The organism is Candidatus Hecatella orcuttiae (genome assembly GCF_002009985.1).
Taxonomy (GTDB): domain Archaea; phylum Thermoproteota; class Bathyarchaeia; order Hecatellales; family Hecatellaceae; genus Hecatella; species Hecatella orcuttiae.
Genome location: NZ_MTLX02000002.1, coordinates 127,187 through 143,183 on the forward strand (window position 1 = coordinate 127,187; position 15,997 = coordinate 143,183).

Annotated in this window: 22 protein-coding genes and 2 tRNA genes; 13 read left to right on the forward strand and 11 right to left on the reverse strand. The window is 51.3% G+C overall.

Annotated elements, in window-relative coordinates; translation table 11 throughout:
- The gene (locus BWM17_RS00745; RefSeq protein ID WP_309491967.1) at nt 1-858 is read left to right on the forward strand and encodes a 2-oxoacid:ferredoxin oxidoreductase subunit beta; all 858 of its coding nucleotides are present in this window, start codon (nt 1-3) and stop codon (nt 856-858) included.
- Nucleotides 859-912: 54 nt separating this feature from the next.
- Here BWM17_RS00745 and BWM17_RS00750 read toward each other — a convergent pair whose 3' ends face one another.
- Together BWM17_RS00750 and BWM17_RS00755 are read right to left on the reverse strand one after the other, a co-directional pair.
- The gene (locus BWM17_RS00750; protein ID WP_309491968.1) at nt 913-2,316 is read right to left on the reverse strand and encodes an NAD(P)/FAD-dependent oxidoreductase; all 1,404 of its coding nucleotides are present in this window, start codon (nt 2,314-2,316) and stop codon (nt 913-915) included.
- 76 nt (nt 2,317-2,392) lie between these two features.
- Nucleotides 2,393-3,232 (reverse strand): metallophosphoesterase, encoded by an 840-nt coding sequence (locus BWM17_RS00755; RefSeq protein ID WP_309491969.1) that lies wholly within the window; start codon nt 3,230-3,232, stop codon nt 2,393-2,395.
- A 173-nt stretch (nt 3,233-3,405) separates the two neighbouring features.
- On the opposite strand from BWM17_RS00755, the gene BWM17_RS00760 reads away from it, so the two are divergent.
- Both BWM17_RS00760 and BWM17_RS00765 read left to right on the forward strand, forming a co-directional pair.
- Nucleotides 3,406-3,750 (forward strand): hypothetical protein, encoded by a 345-nt coding sequence (locus tag BWM17_RS00760; RefSeq protein ID WP_309491970.1) that lies wholly within the window; start codon nt 3,406-3,408, stop codon nt 3,748-3,750.
- 83 nt (nt 3,751-3,833) lie between these two features.
- The gene (locus tag BWM17_RS00765) at nt 3,834-4,496 is read left to right on the forward strand and encodes a V-type ATP synthase subunit D (RefSeq protein WP_309492370.1); all 663 of its coding nucleotides are present in this window, start codon (nt 3,834-3,836) and stop codon (nt 4,494-4,496) included.
- Here BWM17_RS00765 and BWM17_RS00770 read toward each other — a convergent pair.
- Nucleotides 4,483-4,854 carry a nascent polypeptide-associated complex protein gene (locus tag BWM17_RS00770; protein WP_309491971.1) on the reverse strand — a complete coding sequence of 124 codons (372 nt, stop codon included), beginning with the start codon at nt 4,852-4,854 and terminating at the stop codon, nt 4,483-4,485. The genes BWM17_RS00765 and BWM17_RS00770 overlap by 14 nt on opposite strands.
- A 75-nt stretch (nt 4,855-4,929) precedes the next feature.
- On the opposite strand from BWM17_RS00770, the gene BWM17_RS00775 reads away from it, so the two are divergent.
- Genes BWM17_RS00775 through hflX form a run of 3 tightly spaced genes read left to right on the forward strand, consistent with a single transcriptional unit; the run spans nt 4,930 to nt 7,223 of the window.
- Nucleotides 4,930-5,403 (forward strand): PUA domain-containing protein, encoded by a 474-nt coding sequence (locus BWM17_RS00775; RefSeq protein WP_309491972.1) that lies wholly within the window; start codon nt 4,930-4,932, stop codon nt 5,401-5,403.
- 55 nt (nt 5,404-5,458) lie between these two features.
- A complete protein-coding gene (locus BWM17_RS00780; protein WP_309491973.1) occupies nt 5,459-5,974 on the forward strand; it encodes a multiprotein bridging factor aMBF1 in 516 nt (171 codons plus the stop codon).
- Nucleotides 5,925-7,223: a GTPase HflX gene (gene hflX / locus BWM17_RS00785; RefSeq protein ID WP_309491974.1), complete on the forward strand. Its 1,299-nt coding sequence runs from the start codon at nt 5,925-5,927 to the stop codon at nt 7,221-7,223. Before BWM17_RS00780 ends, hflX begins: the two co-directional genes overlap by 50 nt.
- On the opposite strand, the gene BWM17_RS00790 is transcribed toward hflX, so the two are convergent.
- Nucleotides 7,213-7,779 (reverse strand): tRNA (cytidine(56)-2'-O)-methyltransferase, encoded by a 567-nt coding sequence (locus BWM17_RS00790; RefSeq protein WP_309491975.1) that lies wholly within the window; start codon nt 7,777-7,779, stop codon nt 7,213-7,215. The two genes, hflX and BWM17_RS00790, sit on opposite strands and share 11 nt — an antisense overlap.
- 193 nt (nt 7,780-7,972) lie before the next feature.
- Between BWM17_RS00790 and BWM17_RS00795 the strand changes: the two genes are divergently transcribed.
- The 3 genes from BWM17_RS00795 to BWM17_RS00805 all read left to right on the forward strand — a co-directional run bounded on the left by BWM17_RS00795 (nt 7,973) and on the right by BWM17_RS00805 (nt 9,111).
- Nucleotides 7,973-8,476: a hypothetical protein gene (locus BWM17_RS00795; protein ID WP_309491976.1), complete on the forward strand. Its 504-nt coding sequence runs from the start codon at nt 7,973-7,975 to the stop codon at nt 8,474-8,476.
- Nucleotides 8,469-9,026, forward strand: coding sequence for a TIGR00295 family protein (locus BWM17_RS00800; RefSeq protein WP_309491977.1), 558 nt, complete (start codon nt 8,469-8,471; stop codon nt 9,024-9,026). The genes BWM17_RS00795 and BWM17_RS00800 overlap by 8 nt, the downstream gene beginning before the upstream one ends.
- A 9-nt stretch (nt 9,027-9,035) precedes the next feature.
- Nucleotides 9,036-9,111 (forward strand) — tRNA-Val (locus BWM17_RS00805).
- Nucleotides 9,112-9,178: 67 nt separating this feature from the next.
- Here the strand turns inward: BWM17_RS00805 and BWM17_RS00810 are convergent.
- Nucleotides 9,179-9,862, reverse strand: a complete 684-nt coding sequence (locus BWM17_RS00810; RefSeq protein ID WP_309491979.1) for an N-glycosylase/DNA lyase — start codon at nt 9,860-9,862, stop codon at nt 9,179-9,181.
- Nucleotides 9,859-11,181: an aspartate--tRNA(Asn) ligase gene (gene aspS, locus BWM17_RS00815; protein WP_309491980.1), complete on the reverse strand. Its 1,323-nt coding sequence runs from the start codon at nt 11,179-11,181 to the stop codon at nt 9,859-9,861. The genes BWM17_RS00810 and aspS overlap by 4 nt, the downstream gene beginning before the upstream one ends.
- A gap of 169 nt (nt 11,182-11,350) precedes the next feature.
- Between aspS and BWM17_RS00820 the strand changes: the two genes are divergently transcribed.
- A complete protein-coding gene (locus tag BWM17_RS00820) occupies nt 11,351-12,190 on the forward strand; it encodes a thymidylate synthase (protein WP_309491981.1) in 840 nt (279 codons plus the stop codon).
- A 1-nt stretch (nt 12,191) separates the two neighbouring features.
- Here BWM17_RS00820 and BWM17_RS00825 read toward each other — a convergent pair whose 3' ends face one another.
- The 3 genes from BWM17_RS00825 to albA form a co-directional block, all read right to left on the reverse strand.
- Nucleotides 12,192-12,725, reverse strand: coding sequence for a hypothetical protein (locus BWM17_RS00825; RefSeq protein ID WP_309491982.1), 534 nt, complete (start codon nt 12,723-12,725; stop codon nt 12,192-12,194).
- A 123-nt stretch (nt 12,726-12,848) separates the two neighbouring features.
- Complete coding sequence (locus tag BWM17_RS00830) at nt 12,849-13,592, reverse strand: MBL fold metallo-hydrolase (protein WP_309491983.1); 744 nt, start codon at nt 13,590-13,592, stop codon at nt 12,849-12,851.
- Nucleotides 13,593-13,713: 121 nt separating this feature from the next.
- Nucleotides 13,714-13,989: a DNA-binding protein Alba gene (albA, locus tag BWM17_RS00835; RefSeq protein ID WP_342766484.1), complete on the reverse strand. Its 276-nt coding sequence runs from the start codon at nt 13,987-13,989 to the stop codon at nt 13,714-13,716.
- 188 nt (nt 13,990-14,177) lie between these two features.
- On the opposite strand from albA, the gene BWM17_RS00840 reads away from it, so the two are divergent.
- From BWM17_RS00840 to BWM17_RS00850, 3 genes are all read left to right on the forward strand, one after another.
- Nucleotides 14,178-14,645, forward strand: a complete 468-nt coding sequence (locus BWM17_RS00840) for an Lrp/AsnC family transcriptional regulator (protein ID WP_309491985.1) — start codon at nt 14,178-14,180, stop codon at nt 14,643-14,645.
- Between the two features lie 102 nt (nt 14,646-14,747).
- Nucleotides 14,748-14,915 (forward strand): 50S ribosomal protein L40e, encoded by a 168-nt coding sequence (locus BWM17_RS00845; RefSeq protein WP_309491986.1) that lies wholly within the window; start codon nt 14,748-14,750, stop codon nt 14,913-14,915.
- A 23-nt stretch (nt 14,916-14,938) separates the two neighbouring features.
- Nucleotides 14,939-15,015: transfer RNA gene (locus BWM17_RS00850), tRNA-Val, on the forward strand.
- Nucleotides 15,016-15,063: 48 nt separating this feature from the next.
- Here the strand turns inward: BWM17_RS00850 and BWM17_RS00855 are convergent.
- On the reverse strand, nt 15,064-15,483 hold the full coding sequence (locus tag BWM17_RS00855; RefSeq protein WP_309491987.1) for a secondary thiamine-phosphate synthase enzyme YjbQ: 420 nt from the start codon (nt 15,481-15,483) through the stop codon (nt 15,064-15,066).
- 165 nt (nt 15,484-15,648) lie between these two features.
- Nucleotides 15,649-15,885 (reverse strand): hypothetical protein, encoded by a 237-nt coding sequence (locus tag BWM17_RS00860; RefSeq protein WP_309491988.1) that lies wholly within the window; start codon nt 15,883-15,885, stop codon nt 15,649-15,651.
- Nucleotides 15,886-15,997 lie beyond the last annotated feature (112 nt).

Sequence of the window (15,997 nt, forward strand, 5' to 3'; positions counted from 1 at the left end):
ATGGTAAAGCTTGAAGACTACCGTGGAGGAGAGACCGCTTGGTGTCCGGGATGCGGCAACTTCGGAATACTCACCGCGTTAAAGAAGGCGCTTGTTGACCTTGGCATCGCTCCCTATGAAGTTCTGATAGTTTCAGGCATCGGACAGGCTGGGAAGCTGCCACATTACATGAAGTGTAATACCTTCAACGGTTTACACGGTAGAACCTTGCCAGTGGCCACCGCCGCCAAGCTGGCGAATCATAGGCTGCATGTCTTCGCTGTGGGGGGAGACGGAGACGGGTATGGAGAAGGCGGAAACCATCTCATCCACACCATAAGGAGAAACGTGGGTGTGAAATATCTTGTGCACAACAACCAAATCTACGGGTTGACTAAAGGTCAGGCTTCGCCCACCAGCGACCTGGGATTCGTGACGAAAACCACCCCCCGAGGGGTTGTCGCCCCTCCCCTGAATCCTATAGCACTGGCTTTGGCGTTGGGGGCAAGTTTTGTCGCCAGAAGCTTCTCAGGTGACATCCCTCACCTTGTCCACGTGCTCAAAGAGGCAATCCGGCATCGAGGCTTCGCCTTAGTTGACATTCTCCAACCCTGTGTCACCTTCAACTACCTGAACACCTTCGCTTGGTATAGGAAGAGAATCTACAAACTTGAGGAGGAGAAAACCTACGATTCCGCCGACAGGTTTAGCGCCTTCAAGAAAGCTCAAGAGTGGGGGGACAGGATCCCCGTAGGCGTATTTTACAAGGAAGGAAGACCGACTTTCGAAGAGCAATTCCCAGCCCTCAAGGACGGGCCGCTGGTAAAGCAGAAAATCGAACTCCAGCGGTTAGAGGGGCTCATGGAGGAATTCACATAGCTACCTAAGCCGGCTCGTCCCTGAAAAACTTAGAACAAAGCCTGCGTCCGACGGTTAAACTTCAGATTTAGCCAAGTCTACGCCTTCTTTTCTAAGGATTCCCTGCGCGGCGATGATTCCGGTGGCGGCGGCTATGACGATTCCGCGGGACAGCCCTGCGCCGTCTCCGGCTACGAAAAGATTTTCCACAGGGGTTTCCAGCTCCTTGTTTGTGTAGATTCGATTGGCTGAAAACTTTACTTCCGGAGCGTAGAGGAGGGTGGACGGAGAAGCTACTCCCGGTATCACCTTGTCAAGTTTCTGAAGACCCTCGATGATGTCCCTCACAATCCTGTGGGGCATGGCCATGCCTATGTCCCCAGGGGTCACCGTTTTCAAGGTGGGCTTAACATGGCTCCGTTCGATCCTGTCCCACGTAGACCTCCGACCGTTTTCCAAGTCGCCCAGCCTTTGGATGAGCGGCCTCCCGCCTCCCAGCAGAGTGGTTTGGGCTGCTATGGTGCGGCCGAAGGCGGAGGTATCCTCCAAGGGCTGGGTTAGGTTTACCTTCACCAAAAAGGCGAAGTTGGTATTGGAGGACTGGGAGTTCTCCATGGAATGACCGTTCACTCCTACGACTCCTTCCTCGTCGTAGACCTCCAAACAAACGAAGCCTCGGTGGTTTACGCAGAAAGTCCTGAGGAAATCGTCGTATTGCTCAGTGTAGATGTGAAACTTGGGGTCGCGGCTGATGCTGGTCACAGGCTCCATGATGACCGCCGGAACCTCCACCCTCACCCCTATGTCGATGGGCTCATGGCGGGTGGGAATCTTAAGCCTCTTAGCCTCTTCCGCCAACCAGTTCTGGCCGCTTCGACCCGGTGCAGCTAGTACGTATTTACTTTCAATGACTCCACCCCCAGCCAGCTCCACCAGTCCCTTCTCCAGTTTTAAGGCCCTTTTTCTGAGGAGAAACTGAACTCCCTTCCTCATCAAGTCTTCCATGAAGTTTTGAATAACCTTGGGAGCGTTGTCGGTGCCTATTTCCCTCTGGGGTATGGAGAGGAATTTAACTCCGGCAGCCGCCGCTTTTCTCTCCAATTCCTCCGCCTGTTTCGGGCTTGGGCTGTAGAGCCTGTTGGGGCACCCATAGCGTAAGAAGGTCTTATCCACATGTTCGATTAGGCTCCAGGCTTCTTTCTCACTCTTCACCAAGGGCGCCAGGTCTCCGCCTACGTCGATTCTCAGATTCAGTCTTCCACTGGAAAGGGTTCCTGCGCCTCCAACCCCGCAGAGAACATGGCAAGGAACACAGTTGGCGCACCCCTTGTAAACCTGGTCGGGGCAAACCCTCTTCAGAGGTTCGTCCCCTTCGTCCACCACCAGAACTTTCAGCTTACTTTTTTCAGCGAGCTCCAAGGCTGCGAAGAGGCCGGCAGACCCTGCGCCCACGATGGTGACGTCGGTCTTTAGCTTCAAAGCGTATTTTCCCCTAACATTTAGGGGGAGGAAATTAATATGCTTACCTATCGCATAAATCAATTTAGCCGGGTTTTCAGGCGTATTCCCTTAGGCTCTTTAAAGCTCCGAGGAAAGTTCCGTCTGTGAGGAAAACCTCCGCCTTAGGAACAAGCACTCCTTCAGAGCGCATGATGGGGCCTATCAGCTCCTGGGGGTCGACTGCGTTAACGGCCAAGCCCCCTAATAAGTCGTTGAAGGCAGGCATGACGATAAGCTTGGTACAGTGAGCTTGAACGCCGAACTTATCCCTGAAAACCCTCTCAGGGTTTCCCTTCTCTCCCACTTCTATGTTTCTATGGTGGAGAAAAGATTTAACCAGCTTCCTACGGTTTATGGGCACCTTAATCCACGCAGGCTTCAAGGTTCTGAAGCCGAAAAGTCCTCTAAACTGAACCGCGGGGTGGTTGTGGCCTATCACCCAATACTCAGCCTCAAAGAGTTTTGGGGAAGGCCAAGCATGTCCGTGGAAAAGCCCTATCTTCTGTTTTTCCCTCAGAATGAGACCTCTGCTGGAGACCAGTTCCACTCCTGAGCCTAGGAAAGGCTCTATTCCCACATCATGGTTTCCCACGATGAGCTGAAGCCGAGGAACTTTCCTCTTCACTCCCTCAAGGAACTCAGGAATGTCCCTCCACTCTTGGGGTGAAACCTGAGGGATGCCGTGTTTGAAGTCGCCCAGAATTATGAGGCGGCGGGGTTTAGCTTTCTCAAGAAGCAGAAGGAGGCTGTCCATCAGCTTCCTACTCTGAGAAGGGAGGTTTATCCCCAACCCGGCCAGCTCAAATTCAAATCCCAAGTGAAGGTCGCTGACGATCAGCACCCGCTCACGGCCGCCCACCAAGAGAGCAGGCCAAGGGACATAGGGGCGAATCAAGTTTCACACCAATCGCGGATGCTAAAGTAAAAGCTACAGTCTTAAAGAGACAAAGCCCATTTTAAGCATAGCGGGGATCGGCCACGTCAAAGGACGAAGTAAAAGCTCTTCAGACCCTCTGCGAAGAACTCAAAGCGCAAGGAGGCCTTACCAAGAGGCAGAAACAGCTGCTGGTGAGAACCTTCGGCAAGCGGGGTGAAAACGCCTTGAAAGCCTTAGAGGATGGGGCGGTTAAAAAATACATCTTCGAGCCCAGCGGACGCGTGGTCTGGGTGGTGGTGGGAAAGGAAAGAGACTACCAAGTTCTGCCCTCCGTTAACTATTGCAGCTGTGACGATTTCTATTTCAGGGTTCTAGACGGTGAGACATCTCTGTGCTATCACGTCATCGCCCAGAAGATATCGGAACTCTTAGGCAGGTTTGAAGTCATAGTAGATTCCGATGAGATCTATGAGGCTTTAATGGAGGAATGGAGGCAGATAAAGAAGCATGACTTTCCAAAGGAGGAAAACTCTTAAAGATTTAAAAGAAGATAAAACAAAAACGAGTAGCTGCCTCTAGGCGTGGAGAAGGGCGGTGGTGTTCCCTGTCAACAGAAATCATCCCGGGAGTTCATGCCACAAGGTTTGAGCTACTTTTGCTCAGGAGAAGAGTTAAGCTAGCCCGGCGGGGCCATGACCTTCTCGTCGAAAAGAGGGACGCGCTGCTTCTCCACTTCTTTGACGCCCTGAGGGATATAGCCCCCCTGCGAGGGAAAATGGTGAAACGGCTGGAGGAAGCCTTCAAAAGCTTCCTAAGCGCCCAGCTGGCCTTAGGCTCAGGTAGGCTGCACGGTCTGTCCTACGGTGTTCCAGACCGCTTCGACGTGGTAGAGAGAAGCCGAAACATCATAGGAGTCACGCTTCCCTTCTTTGAGCTGAAAGTCAAGGAAAGGCCTCAGGAACGTTGGTGGTATGATATCCCCGAAACCTCCGCCTCCTTGGATGACGCCCTGAAAGCCATGGAGGAAGCCTTAGGGCTTATGGTCCAGCTGGCTGAAATTGAAACAGCCGTTAAAAGACTGGCGGAAGTCATAACCATGACCAAACGGAGAGTCAACGCCCTGGAGAACATCATCATTCCAAAATTTGAAAACACCATCCGATTCATCCAAATGCACCTAGAAGAACGGGCTAGAGAAGATTTTTTCAGGCTGAAACGCATTAAAAGAATTCATGCTGCTGAAGAAGCTGAGCGTGCAGCCGCCGCCCCTACTGCTTTCTAGAGGTTAAAAGAAGTATCGCCTGAGCTAGGTTGCCTTGGGTTTCCTCCAACGCCCTCCGGGCTTCTTCCAAGCTTACTCCAGCTTGCTGAGCCACCAGCTGAACGTCTTCGTCGGGGACCTGAAAAGCCTTGGCGGACTGGGGCTCGCCGGAGGGAAGTGCCCTTTCTTCTAAGCCTTCACCCACGACTTGGAAGAGTTTCTGACCTTGGACTTCTATGACAGTCACGGAAGGATTTTGAACCGCCAACTCCTTGTCAGCCGTCCTGAAGATGACCTCCTTCACCTCAGGCATGCTTTGGGTGCTCATTCCCATCCTGTCCATCATTCGCTTGAGCTCCCGGGGACTGAACCGCCTCACACTTACTCTCCTCTCACATTAGTTTATAGGCGGAAGGGTAAAAATATTTAAATTCAGAGTGTTGAGGTAGCTTCCATGCCGGAGGATGCCCTTCAAAAGATCAGAAGCATAGCCAACTACCAGTTCAGCCGGGGAGCCGGTAAGGCGCTGTTTCCCGAAGGAGTAACCATAAGACACTCTAAGAGAACAGGGAAAGTCAGGGAGGTCATCTGGAAGGGTAGGCTTCTTGCCTCTTTGAGGGCGACCTCCGGAACCTTCGCTCTCACATTGGAGGGCTTCAAAAGACTACTGGAGGCGTTCAAGCCTCCTAGGTTTAGGGTAACTGTGCAAAACGATGTAGCGGAGTTGATAAGGCAAGGTCGAACCGTCTTCGCCAAGCATGTAAAGGACGCCGACCCAGCTATCAGACCTCAGGATGAAGTTGCTGTGGTCGATGAGGACGGTGAACTCCTCGCCGTGGGTAAGGCCCTTCTCAGCGGAGTTGAGATGGTGGCTTTCCAATGTGGGAAAGCCGTTCGAGTCCGTCGAGGTCGAGGACAGACGGCGTAGGGGCTGGAAGCTTTAAATTTCTCCCAAACCCTTCATGCATAAGGGTAAATGTATCATGCTCTGTGAGGTTTGCGGTCGAACCATTCGCAGCCAGCCGAGAAGGGCCGTCATCGAAGGCGCCTTGTTGCAGGTTTGCGATGACTGCGCCAAGCATGCCTCCTCCACATGGGGGGAAAGAGGGAGACCCAGCCCCAAGACTTTTTCCTCTAAACCGGGAAGAGCTGGAAGGGTCAAGATTGAGGAAGAAGACTACGTGATGGTGGAGGATTACGGCCAGAAGATCAAGAGAGCTAGAGAGGCGCGAGGCTGGTCTCAAGAAGAACTAGCCCGTCGGATTAACGAAAAAGCCTCCTTTATAGGAAAGGTTGAAACCGAGAAAGTGGTCCCAAGCTTGGAGGTTGCGAAAAAGCTGCAGCACATTTTCGGTTTTCCCCTCCTGACTCAAACGGCTTCCCTCCCATCAAGCCCAGCTCCCCTTCAGTCTAAAACCTTGGAACTTACCTTAGGCGATATAGCTGTCTTTGAGAACAGGGGAAAAAAGAGTGGCAGGTCAGAGGCTCATTCTGGTTGAGCGGAGGCTGCACGGGGAGAAAAGCCTTCTTCACGAACTGGAAAGCCTAGCTGAAGCTGCCGGCCATCAAGTTTTAGGCAGGCTGGAACAGGTTAGGGGGCTGGACTCCCGTTTTCAGATAGGCCGTGGGAAGGCTGAAGAGCTGGCTAGAATGGTCAAAGAGCTGGGCGCTGAGAGGGTGGTTTTTGAAAACGAACTGAAACCTGTTCAGGCTTATAATTTGGCCAAGCTGACAGGCGTGGAGGTTGTGAGCAAGTTTCAGCTTATTCTGGAAGTCTTCACCCAGCATGCCTCCACCAGGGAGGCTAATCTCCAAATAGAGCTGGCCCGCCTCCGATATGAGTTGGCTAGAGCTAAGGAAAAAGTCAGACTGGCTAAGAAAGGCGAGCAGCCGGGTTTCCACGGCTTGGGAAAGTACGAGGTTAACGTCTATTACGACGCCATCAGAAGACGGGTTTCCCGCATAGAGGCTGAGCTTAGGAAAATCAGAAAGGAAAGAACCTTCAAAAGACTGCGGAGGGAAGTCTTAGGCTTTCCCACCGTCTCCCTCAGCGGCTACACCGCTGCGGGTAAAAGCACCCTGTTTAATGCTCTGGCCGGGGGAAAAGAGAAAGTCACAGGCAGCCTCTTCACAACCCTGTCCCCGAAGATTTCCTCTGTAAGTTTTAGGGGCAAGAAAGCCATGCTGGTGGACACCGTAGGCTTCATCGACCGCCTGCCTCTGACCCTCATCGAAGCCTTCAAGTCGACGTTGGAGGAAACTGTGTTCTCCAGCCTCATCATCTTGGTGGTAGACTGCAGTGAAAGCGTTGAGGAGGTGAGAAGGAAGCTGAAATGCTGCTTGGATACTCTCCGAGAAATCGGCGCAGCCTCCACACCCATGATCGTGGCCCTTAACAAAGCCGACTTGGTCGGGGAAGCTGAGGCTAGAAACATGGTGGAACATCTCAGGGATTTGGCGCCCAACCCCCTCCTCATAAGCGCCCTCTACGGTTGGAATTTGGAGGAGCTGAAGGAAGCTGTCAGCGATCATCTTAGAAACTTTCTCAAAGCATCTTTCGAGCTTCCTCTGAACTCCGCCTCCCTCTCTCTCATATCCAACATCCGAAGATTCTCCACGGTCCTTAACCAAGACTTTCAGGGGAAAACAATTCTGCTGGAAGTAGAGTCAGCCGATTATTTGATGGACAAGATAAAGGGCCGTGTGGAAAATATCGGAGGCAAGATGCTCGAGGCCGTTAAGGTCTGATTTTAACGATTTTCTTGCCGCGGTGTTGAGGGATTATCCTAAGCTCACCGCCCTCAAATTGTTTCTCCAATTCTTTTCCCTCAAAATACCTGTCCAAGAACACGGCTAGACTGGAGATTTCTGAGTGGGGCTGATTTCCCACGGCAACGTTGAAATCTGAAATTTTCTCTGAGAAAAAGGAAACTGGAACCTTCTGAGATCCTACTATGACCATGATAGGCTTTCCGCGGGCTTTTATTTCGCCGAGAACCTCAGGGGTGAGGTTTCTCCCGTAGACGGTCAGATGGACCACGAGGCCACCCTGGGCTCTCCAGTCTTCCACAGCCTTCTTCCAAGGAGTTCCCATTTCGATGAAGAAGGGGCCTCCCCACCGTTTGACTATTTTATCCACGGACTTTCGAATGTTCTCATCTTGAACGTCGCTTACGATGATTCCTTCAGCGCCTAGGGCTCTCGCTGTCAATGCCACATGGGTTGTAACCCTGTAGTCTCGAGGTCTGTGCCCCCACCGTAAAACCACTATTTTAGGGGGAGGCTGAGTCTGCGGAGGCTCCATCACTTACGGCCTCGCTTGGAGTGTTGTTTTTTGTTTCTGAGAATTAGTTAGAGTTAAATGTTCTAAAAGTCTATCTTTCTATTGATATTCAGACGCGTGTTTAAGTCTTTGCTTGGAAAAGCCTTGGAGCTGACATAGGCTGTGGACGTGTTCGCCTCCATCTCTATTCCCGCCCTTCCGAGCGTGGCATCCTATGAGCGAGTCTAGGCTTTTCGAAGTGATCTTCAAGCTGGGAGGGGAAGAAGCTGTCAAGATAGCTCGGCAGTTGAAGAAGATGGGGCGGGCGACGGAGGACGACATAACCAAGGCGACGGGGGTCAACCTCAACGAGGTTAGGAAGATCCTTTTCAAGCTGCGGAGTTTCTCCCTTGTCTCCTCGGAAAGCGTTCAGGACAAGAACAGTGGGTGGCTGATATACTACTGGATGCTTCAACCTGACCGTCTGGAGAGTCTAATCCGAAGCCAGAAGAAGAGAGTTCTGGAAAAGTTGGAGGAAAAACTCGCCTACGAAAAAAGCCATGACTTTTACCGTTGCGTTAATGGCCCTTGCGGAAAGATTGCCTTCGAAGAGGCTGTGGAGTCCTTTTTCCGTTGCCCCAAATGCGGGGGACCTCTTGAACATTTCGACAACACAGCCGTCCTTGAGGTTCTGGAAAGAGAAATCAGGAAGCTGAAAGAGGAGATGGAACGTGAATAATCTTCCCGGCAGGAAGGAAGCGGAGGCTATTCTGAAAAAGGTGGGATGCTCTGAAGAGGTCATAAACCATGCAAGGGCAGTGACCAAGTTAGCGCTGAAGCTGGCTGAAACGCTTCGCAGTAGGGGGTTGGAGGTGAATTTGAAGCTGGTGGAGGCAGGTGGGCTTCTCCACGACTTGGGAAGATGCAGAACCCACGGTGTGAAACACGGCTTCATAGGAGGGGAGATCTCTCGGACGCTGGGTCTACCTCAGCCTCTCGTGAACATCGTGGAAAGACACGTGGGCGCAGGCATTCCAGCTGAAGAAGCTGCGGAGCTGGGTCTCCCAGCTCGGGACTTCATCCCCCAGACTTGGGAGGAGAAAATCATCGCCTACGCTGACAAGTTGGTGATGAGAAATAAGGTCATAGATTTCGAAGAAGCCTTAAAGGAGCTGTCCCGAAGCCTAGGGGAGAACCATCCCGCCTTGGGGAGGTTTCGAAAACTTCACAGGGAAATCTCTGAAAATTTAAACCAAGCTCTCTCATCTAAAAGAAAGGAAAAGTCTTGAGGCTCCCGGGGGCCGGTGGTCTAGCGGCTATGATATCGCCTTTACGAGGCGATGGTCGCAGGTTCGAATCCTGCCCGGCCCACCATAAAATTAACAGGACAACAGGGTGGGAGCCTGAATTCTGCTCGCTGGGCACGCTTCTGGGCTTCAACCTATTTCAGTACCTCGCCGGTTTTCACATACCAGAGATAAAGATCCAGCTGCCCCACCGGCATACCTACTCTTTCAGCCACTTTTTTCAGCCTCTTTTCCAGTTCTAGGTAGGTTTTCGCTGTTAGGGTTTTAGGCGTACCTTCCGTTAGGCCGTATTGCTCCATAAGTCTCCGAATATGTCTGTCCAAGATTGCCAAGTCTAGGTAGCCTAGGTTTCGGAGGAAGTGGCTTGCTTCCTTGAAGCCTAAGCCTTGAACATTTCTCGCCAGCCACGCCCTAGCCTCAGCTGAGCTGGAAAACCGGGAGAGGATGGCTCCTATGTTCTTGAACCTTCTGGCTTTTATGATGAACTCCGCTCTTTTATTGTAGTATCTGTGGCCTAGCCTCTTCAGCCTCTCAGCCAAATCCCCCTCAGGAAGCCTTAGAAAGTCTTCGCCTAACACCTGCTGTATTTTCATCCCCAGCCTCGCTGAGGAGTTAGCGGTGAGTATGCAGAAGCAGAGCTCAGAAAACTTTTCACCGTCGCCGCATTCCTTCAACCTCTGAAACGTTCTTATCCTCGCATCAACCACGTTTCTGACGGGAAGCTTCTTCAGCCTATCTATCTCAGCCACCAAGTCTTCGACGTTCTGCTTTTTTAAGGCTGAAGAAGCCAAGGCCTGCAGCCGCTCGCGTATGTTCATGGGGTAAGTCTATCTCGGTCCCGGGGGAAGAGGATGCATTCCCTGACGTTTTCTTTTCCCGTGAGAACCATCAGCAGCCTGCCAAGCCCCAACCCCCAGCCAGCATGGGGAGGCATGCCGTAGTCGAAGACTTTCAGGTGGTGTTCAAAGCTTTCAGGGTTTAACCCTTGCTGACGAAGCCGTTCCACCAAGAGGTTTTTATCATGGATCCGAGTGCCGCCTGAGGCCAGCTCAATCCAGCTGTACATGAAGTCGAAGCCTTCGCAGATTTCAGGCTTGTCATCCCTAGGTTTGATGTAGAAAGCCTTAGCCTCGGTAGGCCAGTCTGTGATGAAGTAGTAGGTGTGCGGGTTGAGGTCGCCTAACATCCGGAGGGCTGGAGTAGGCAGGTCTTCACCCCAGGAAACGTGGAAGTCTCTTTCCTTCAAAAGCTCCAACACCTCATCGTAGGTGTACCGGGGGAAGGGAACGCTTGGAATCTGAAGCTGCCTGTTCAACAGCTTCAACTCTTCCCCGCATTTATCCATCACATGCTTGACCACGTAAACCGTAAGCTCTTCGAGGGTTTTCATGACGTCATCCCCGTTGGCGAAGGCTTGCTCGATGTCGACGGAAATGAACTCCGCGGTATGCCTCACCGTCCGAGATTCTTCAGCCCTGAAATAGGCGGCTATTTCGTATACCTTCTCCATGACGGAGGTCAGCTGTTCCTTATAGAGCTGGGGGCTTTGAGCTAGGAAGGCTTCCCTGTCAAAGTAAACCACGGGAAAGAGGGAGGCGCCTCCCTCGGTGGCGGTGGCGATAATCTTCGGAGTCTGAACTTCGATGAAACCTTTTCCATCTAAAAACTCCCTTATAGCCTTGATGACGTGATGGTTTATCTTGAAGACCGCTAAATTTTCCGCCCTGCGAAGGTCGAGAATTCGGGCGTTAAGCCTCACATCCAAGTCAGCGGGAACCCTCCCCGTGGGGTCTAAGGCCAGCGGATGCCTAGCCGAGTTGAGTATCTTCAACTCCTCCGGGATGATCTCCACGCCCTGTTGGGCTTTCTCACTGGCCCTGACGGTTCCCTTCACTCCGACAACGTACTGTTTCCCAAGCCGCTCTATTTTCTCGGATATTTCAGGCTTCACTTCCTTGAGGGGAACGGTGACCTGAACAGTTCCCTCCCTGTCAGTCAGGAGGATAAATTTTATTCCCCCTAAGTTTCTCAGACTCTGAACCCAGCCGAACACCACCACCTTCTGCCCATCCAGTTCGGGGGTTATTTCAGATGAGTAGTGAGTTCGACGCCAGTCTCCCAGTTTATCCACGGACACAGCAGTCCGCCCTGCCTCTCACTTAGCTACAGTTCTCCTCCAATTTATCTTTAGCACTCCCCTAAAAATCGAGCCTCCCTAAAGCTTCCCAGCGGCTGGGGGATAATTTTTAATTGAACGGTGTGGAGGTGAATAAGGGCTTCTCCAGGAGGGTGTTGCCGCCATAGACATGCCGGTTTTGACTGTTGAAGCTGAGACGGTGGGTGAAGCTTGGGAAAAAGCCGTGCTCAGCGTTTGGAAGCAGGGAATAAAGAAAATGACCCAGTATAAGATGGCCAAGAAAGGCAGAATGGTCAACATGCTCAGCAAAGCAGCCACAGCCCTCATAGTCGTGGACATCCCCCTCAAGGAGCCTCGACTTCACGCCGGAGACGCTGTGGGGCAGCAAGCTATCATCGGAGGCTACCTGGACGAAATCATAGAAGGAACCAAGGATTTTTATGTGGAAGAGGGAAAATGGCACTACACCTACCATCAAAGACTGATGAACTACAAGCCGCCTGCGCTTCCGCCTATCGACCAGATGGACAGAATTTTGAAAGGCCTCATGGAAGGAGACCTGTTTTCTAGGAGACTTCAGGCTGTCACATGGCAGGCTTGGGTAGATGGAGAATCAGCCAATCCTCCCTGCCTTCAAAGACTATGGATAACCGTGCCCACAGCAGACTCTGAGAAAAAGCCGGGCAGAAGGTACAGGGTGAACCTTCAAAGTTGCTGGCGTTCTAGAGACCTCTTTGACGCTTGGTCGGCCAACGTCAACGCCTTGATCGAACTCTGCCGGCGTAAAATCGTGGAGCCCCTTAACGAAGCCTTTCAAAACAGGCGCATAAAATTTGAAGTAGGCCGTTATGTGGACTTCTCCAACGACCTACACATTTACGAAAAGGATTTCAAAGAGGTGGAAAAGTTCCTCAAAACCTTGAAGAAAAAGAAGACTCTGGGGGAAAGGCCTGAAAAAAGGAGGAAAGGCGTTTCCTTCGACGTACTCGTTAGGCTGGGAAAAAGATGACCTAACTCGGCCAAGTTAAAACTTGGCCTTCAACCTCCACTCTCAGGCTTATGTTCATGATTTTCTTGGCCAACTCTTTCAGCAGCTCAACATTAGTAGGCAGCTTTCTGGCGTCCCTTTTCGGAATGACCACCTTGGTTTCAATGGAGCCGTCGGGAAGCCAAAGAGTGTTGATAGCTAAAACCGTTGCAGGCGCAAAGAGCTCTTCCAAGAAACGCCTAGGCTCTTCGTTGTAGGGCAAGATCCTCACCCTCTTTTTCCCAGTTCGCTCTGAGAGCTCTTTGAGAAACCTTCCTCCGTAGCTGAGAAGACGGTTTACGTCCTCCTTTTTAACCAGCACTATCAAGGTATTACCTGCTTCCATAGAGCCGTGAAAATACGTGTCCTGAAGAGCTGGATACTTGGCTTCCATGCCTAGGAGGATTTTAGCGACTTTTAAATCTGATTCAGAAATCTCCCCGGATTTCACCTTCTCCTCACATTTAGAGCAGAGTATTCCACTTTTCAGATCCACAGTGCAGATCTTTGAAAGCAAACCTCAGACACATCCCCCGAGGGGACCACGGCAAACCCGGATGAATAATAGTTTTCTCCGACGTATATAAAACTGGGCTTACCGCTGCTCAGATAATCTGAAAAAGGCTTATTTCGCAGATTTTTACAGTTCCAGCTCCTGAAGATCCTGTGCGACAAAAACCTCGCCGCTGAACTCTTTGGCAGCTTGACTTACCATTTCACTCTCCCGACCCCGGTTGAAAGGGAAGAGGTGGAAAAGGGCCAGTTTCTTCGCCTCAGCCAACTCAGCGATTCTCCCAGCCTGCCCGGCTGTGGAATGCTTAGTCATGAGGGCTATGTCCCTTTGCTCGTCGGAGAAGGCTGCATCATGAATTATCAAGTCGCATTTGTAGGCGAATTTTGCCAGAGGCTCATGGAAAGCCGTGTCCCCCGTGTAACATACGCTTCTGCCGTCCAGCTCCACCCGATACGCTAGGTTGGTAGGTTTGTGGTCGGTTTTGCACACTTTAACTTCACCCAAGTCCTCCGTTCCCTTCAGCGGCTTATAGACGAGGGGATAGGCGATGAATTCTTCTGGAGTGTTTGTAAGCTTAAGAAAACCTTCAGTCATCTCTTTGACCCCTATGTGGCCTAGGACCTCTAAGGCTTTCTTTCTGTCCTCCATCTGCATGGCCCATATCAAAGCGACAAGATCGCAGACGTGGTCAGCGTGGAAGTGGGTTATCATCACCTTCTCCAGCTGCCCCAAAGTGAAGCCCATCAGCTTAAAGTTCTTCAGAGAGCCGCTTCCGCAGTCCATCAGAATGTTTCGGTTTAACAAAATACTCGGACAGCTGTTTTCCTTGGTTACGTAAGGGCCTCCGGAGCCTAGAAAGCTTACCTTCAAAAAGGCACCCCGATTTTTCTTAAGTGAAATCCGACACTTATTTATGTGTTTAATGCCTCTTGGGCAGGAAAAAAGGGAGAAGGTGGATTTTTGACTGTTTAACGGCTGAGCATGTCTTCGACTACTTCACCAGAGATATCTCTATGGTGCTTACGTTGGTCGGAACTCCGCCTTCTTCAGCTGTCAGCTGCTCAGTGCCTATTTTCACGTCTCCGATCTTCACGTCGTGGAGAAAACGTCGGCGGACTATTTCAACCACGTCTACAGCTCTGCTTATGGCTCTGCCTCTGGCTTTTATAGAGACTTGGGGCTCTCCTGCTTGGAGGAGAGTTAGCGCAGCCAACACGTAGCTCATCACAGGTTTTTTGCCTACTAGTACATGGTTGCTCTTTGACATTTCCATTTCTCCGTCGCAGCTATCGATGTCTTTCACATTTCAAAGAACAGAATAGGGATAAATACGTTACGGTCGGCGAGCTTTCTACGGTTTATTGCTTATAAACCGGGAAGGCGGGCAGCCTTTGTCGGGAAACCCATAACTTTTTTAATGTAAATCCCGCCAACAGTAATTGAGGGTATTAGGAATTGCCTGAAACAACGGTGCTCACAGGTAAAACCCTGAAAATTCTTCGACTGCTCTTCGAAAGGGCGAAAATCTCATATTCCTACGTGGCGGAGGTGGACCAAAGCAAGCTCGCGGAAGAATTTAAATTGACCAGGCAGGCGTTGAACCTGCATCTGAGAAAGCTAAGGTCTCAGGGGCTGATCCGCACAGGCCGGGGCTTTGTGGAGATAACCAGCCGAGGCCTTACAACCTTAGGTTTGTCCAGCAACATAGCCTTGGTTTTCTTGAAAATATCCCCCCAAAGAAGGAGTGAAGCCTACAAGAAAATTGCATCTCTGCCTGTTTGGCAGGTGTTCAGGGTGGCTGGAGACATGGACTTGGTTTTTGTGGCGGAGGCCAGCCGTCTCGACGAAATTCTCCAATCAATAGCCCAGATTGAGGGAATTGAAAAAACTCACTCTTTCATCACCCTTGAAGCCTTGAAGTAGCAGCCGGGCCCTCCAACCTAGAAAGCCTTAAAGGCAAGGTTTAAGTCGATAATATAGCTTCAACAAACCCGTCTAGATGGTGTACCCATAGGAGGCTGGCAGTTGCCTGTAACAGACTTTTTCAGCCGCACCCTAGCTCAAAGGCACCGTCTCTACTACAAAATCTGCCGCCGCTGCGGAGTAAAAAACTCTCCCGCAGCTTGGAAGTGCCGAAAATGCCGCAGCACCAACCTCAGATGGAAGAAGAGGGAACTGGGAGCCAAACAGTAACCGTGACTTTAGCCTAAGTTTTAGGGCCGGTGGTCTAGTTGGCTATGACGGCGCCCTCACGCGGCGCAGGTCGCAGGTTCGAGTCCTGCCCGGCCCACCATGGAAATTGTTCCCCGGATGTTTCCCTGTTTCGCCTGGGTGTTAGGGGCTATTCTCCCACTATCTGAACTACGAGTTGCCGTGCTCTGCTGTGGATGTCCAGTTCGATGAAGACTATTTGCTGCCACGTCCCTAACGTCAGCTTTCTTTCGACGAAGGGGACAGCTAAGCTCGGGCCTACGAGCGACGCGCGGACGTGAGAATGCCCGTTACCGTCATGCCATCTTTTCTCATGTTCATAGGTGAGGTTTTTCGGTGCAATCCTCTCCAGCATGGCTGGGAAATCCTTCAGCAGCCCTGGTTCGTATTCTATAGTCGTTAGGCCTCCTGTGGAGCCGGGGACGAAGATTGTGGCTACTCCGTTTTCCAGCCTTGAAAGCTTCACAGCTTCAGCGACTTCGTCGGTTATGTTTATGATGTCCAGTTCGCCTTTGCTGCGGAGGTTGATGAGTTTGGTTACCACGGGCATGGCTGCCACCTCTCGAGTAAAGGGGTGGAAGCCTCCTCTTTAATTTTCACCAGGAGAATCTGAAATTATGCCGAAATGGGGTTCGATAATGGAGAATGTTGCAGCCACAGCCGGGGAGCCGTTGATTGAGAGGGGTAAGAAGCCTGTTTGATTCTTGTTTCTCGTCTATTTCCGTATAACTTTCTCGATTTTTCTTTTGATGTCTTCGCAGATCATGATTTCAAGGTCTTTTACGAGGTTTCCTCCTGCTTTGCTTCCTGTTCCCATGTAAAATCCGCATTTGATGCAAACCCAGTGGGCAAAGGTCTTCGCTGCCACCTGCCCGCCCCAGGTTCCGAGCGCTGAAAACGGGATGAGAACTCCGTCGCAGTTGGGGCATGGGGGATAAGAGCCTCTTTCCACGCATTTTCCTCCTTACTTTGTTTAAGGATTTCTGCAGATAAACGTTATATGCAGATCACTGCACTCATCCTTAACTGTTTAACTAAAGCGGTCGACAGTGGTTGACCGGATT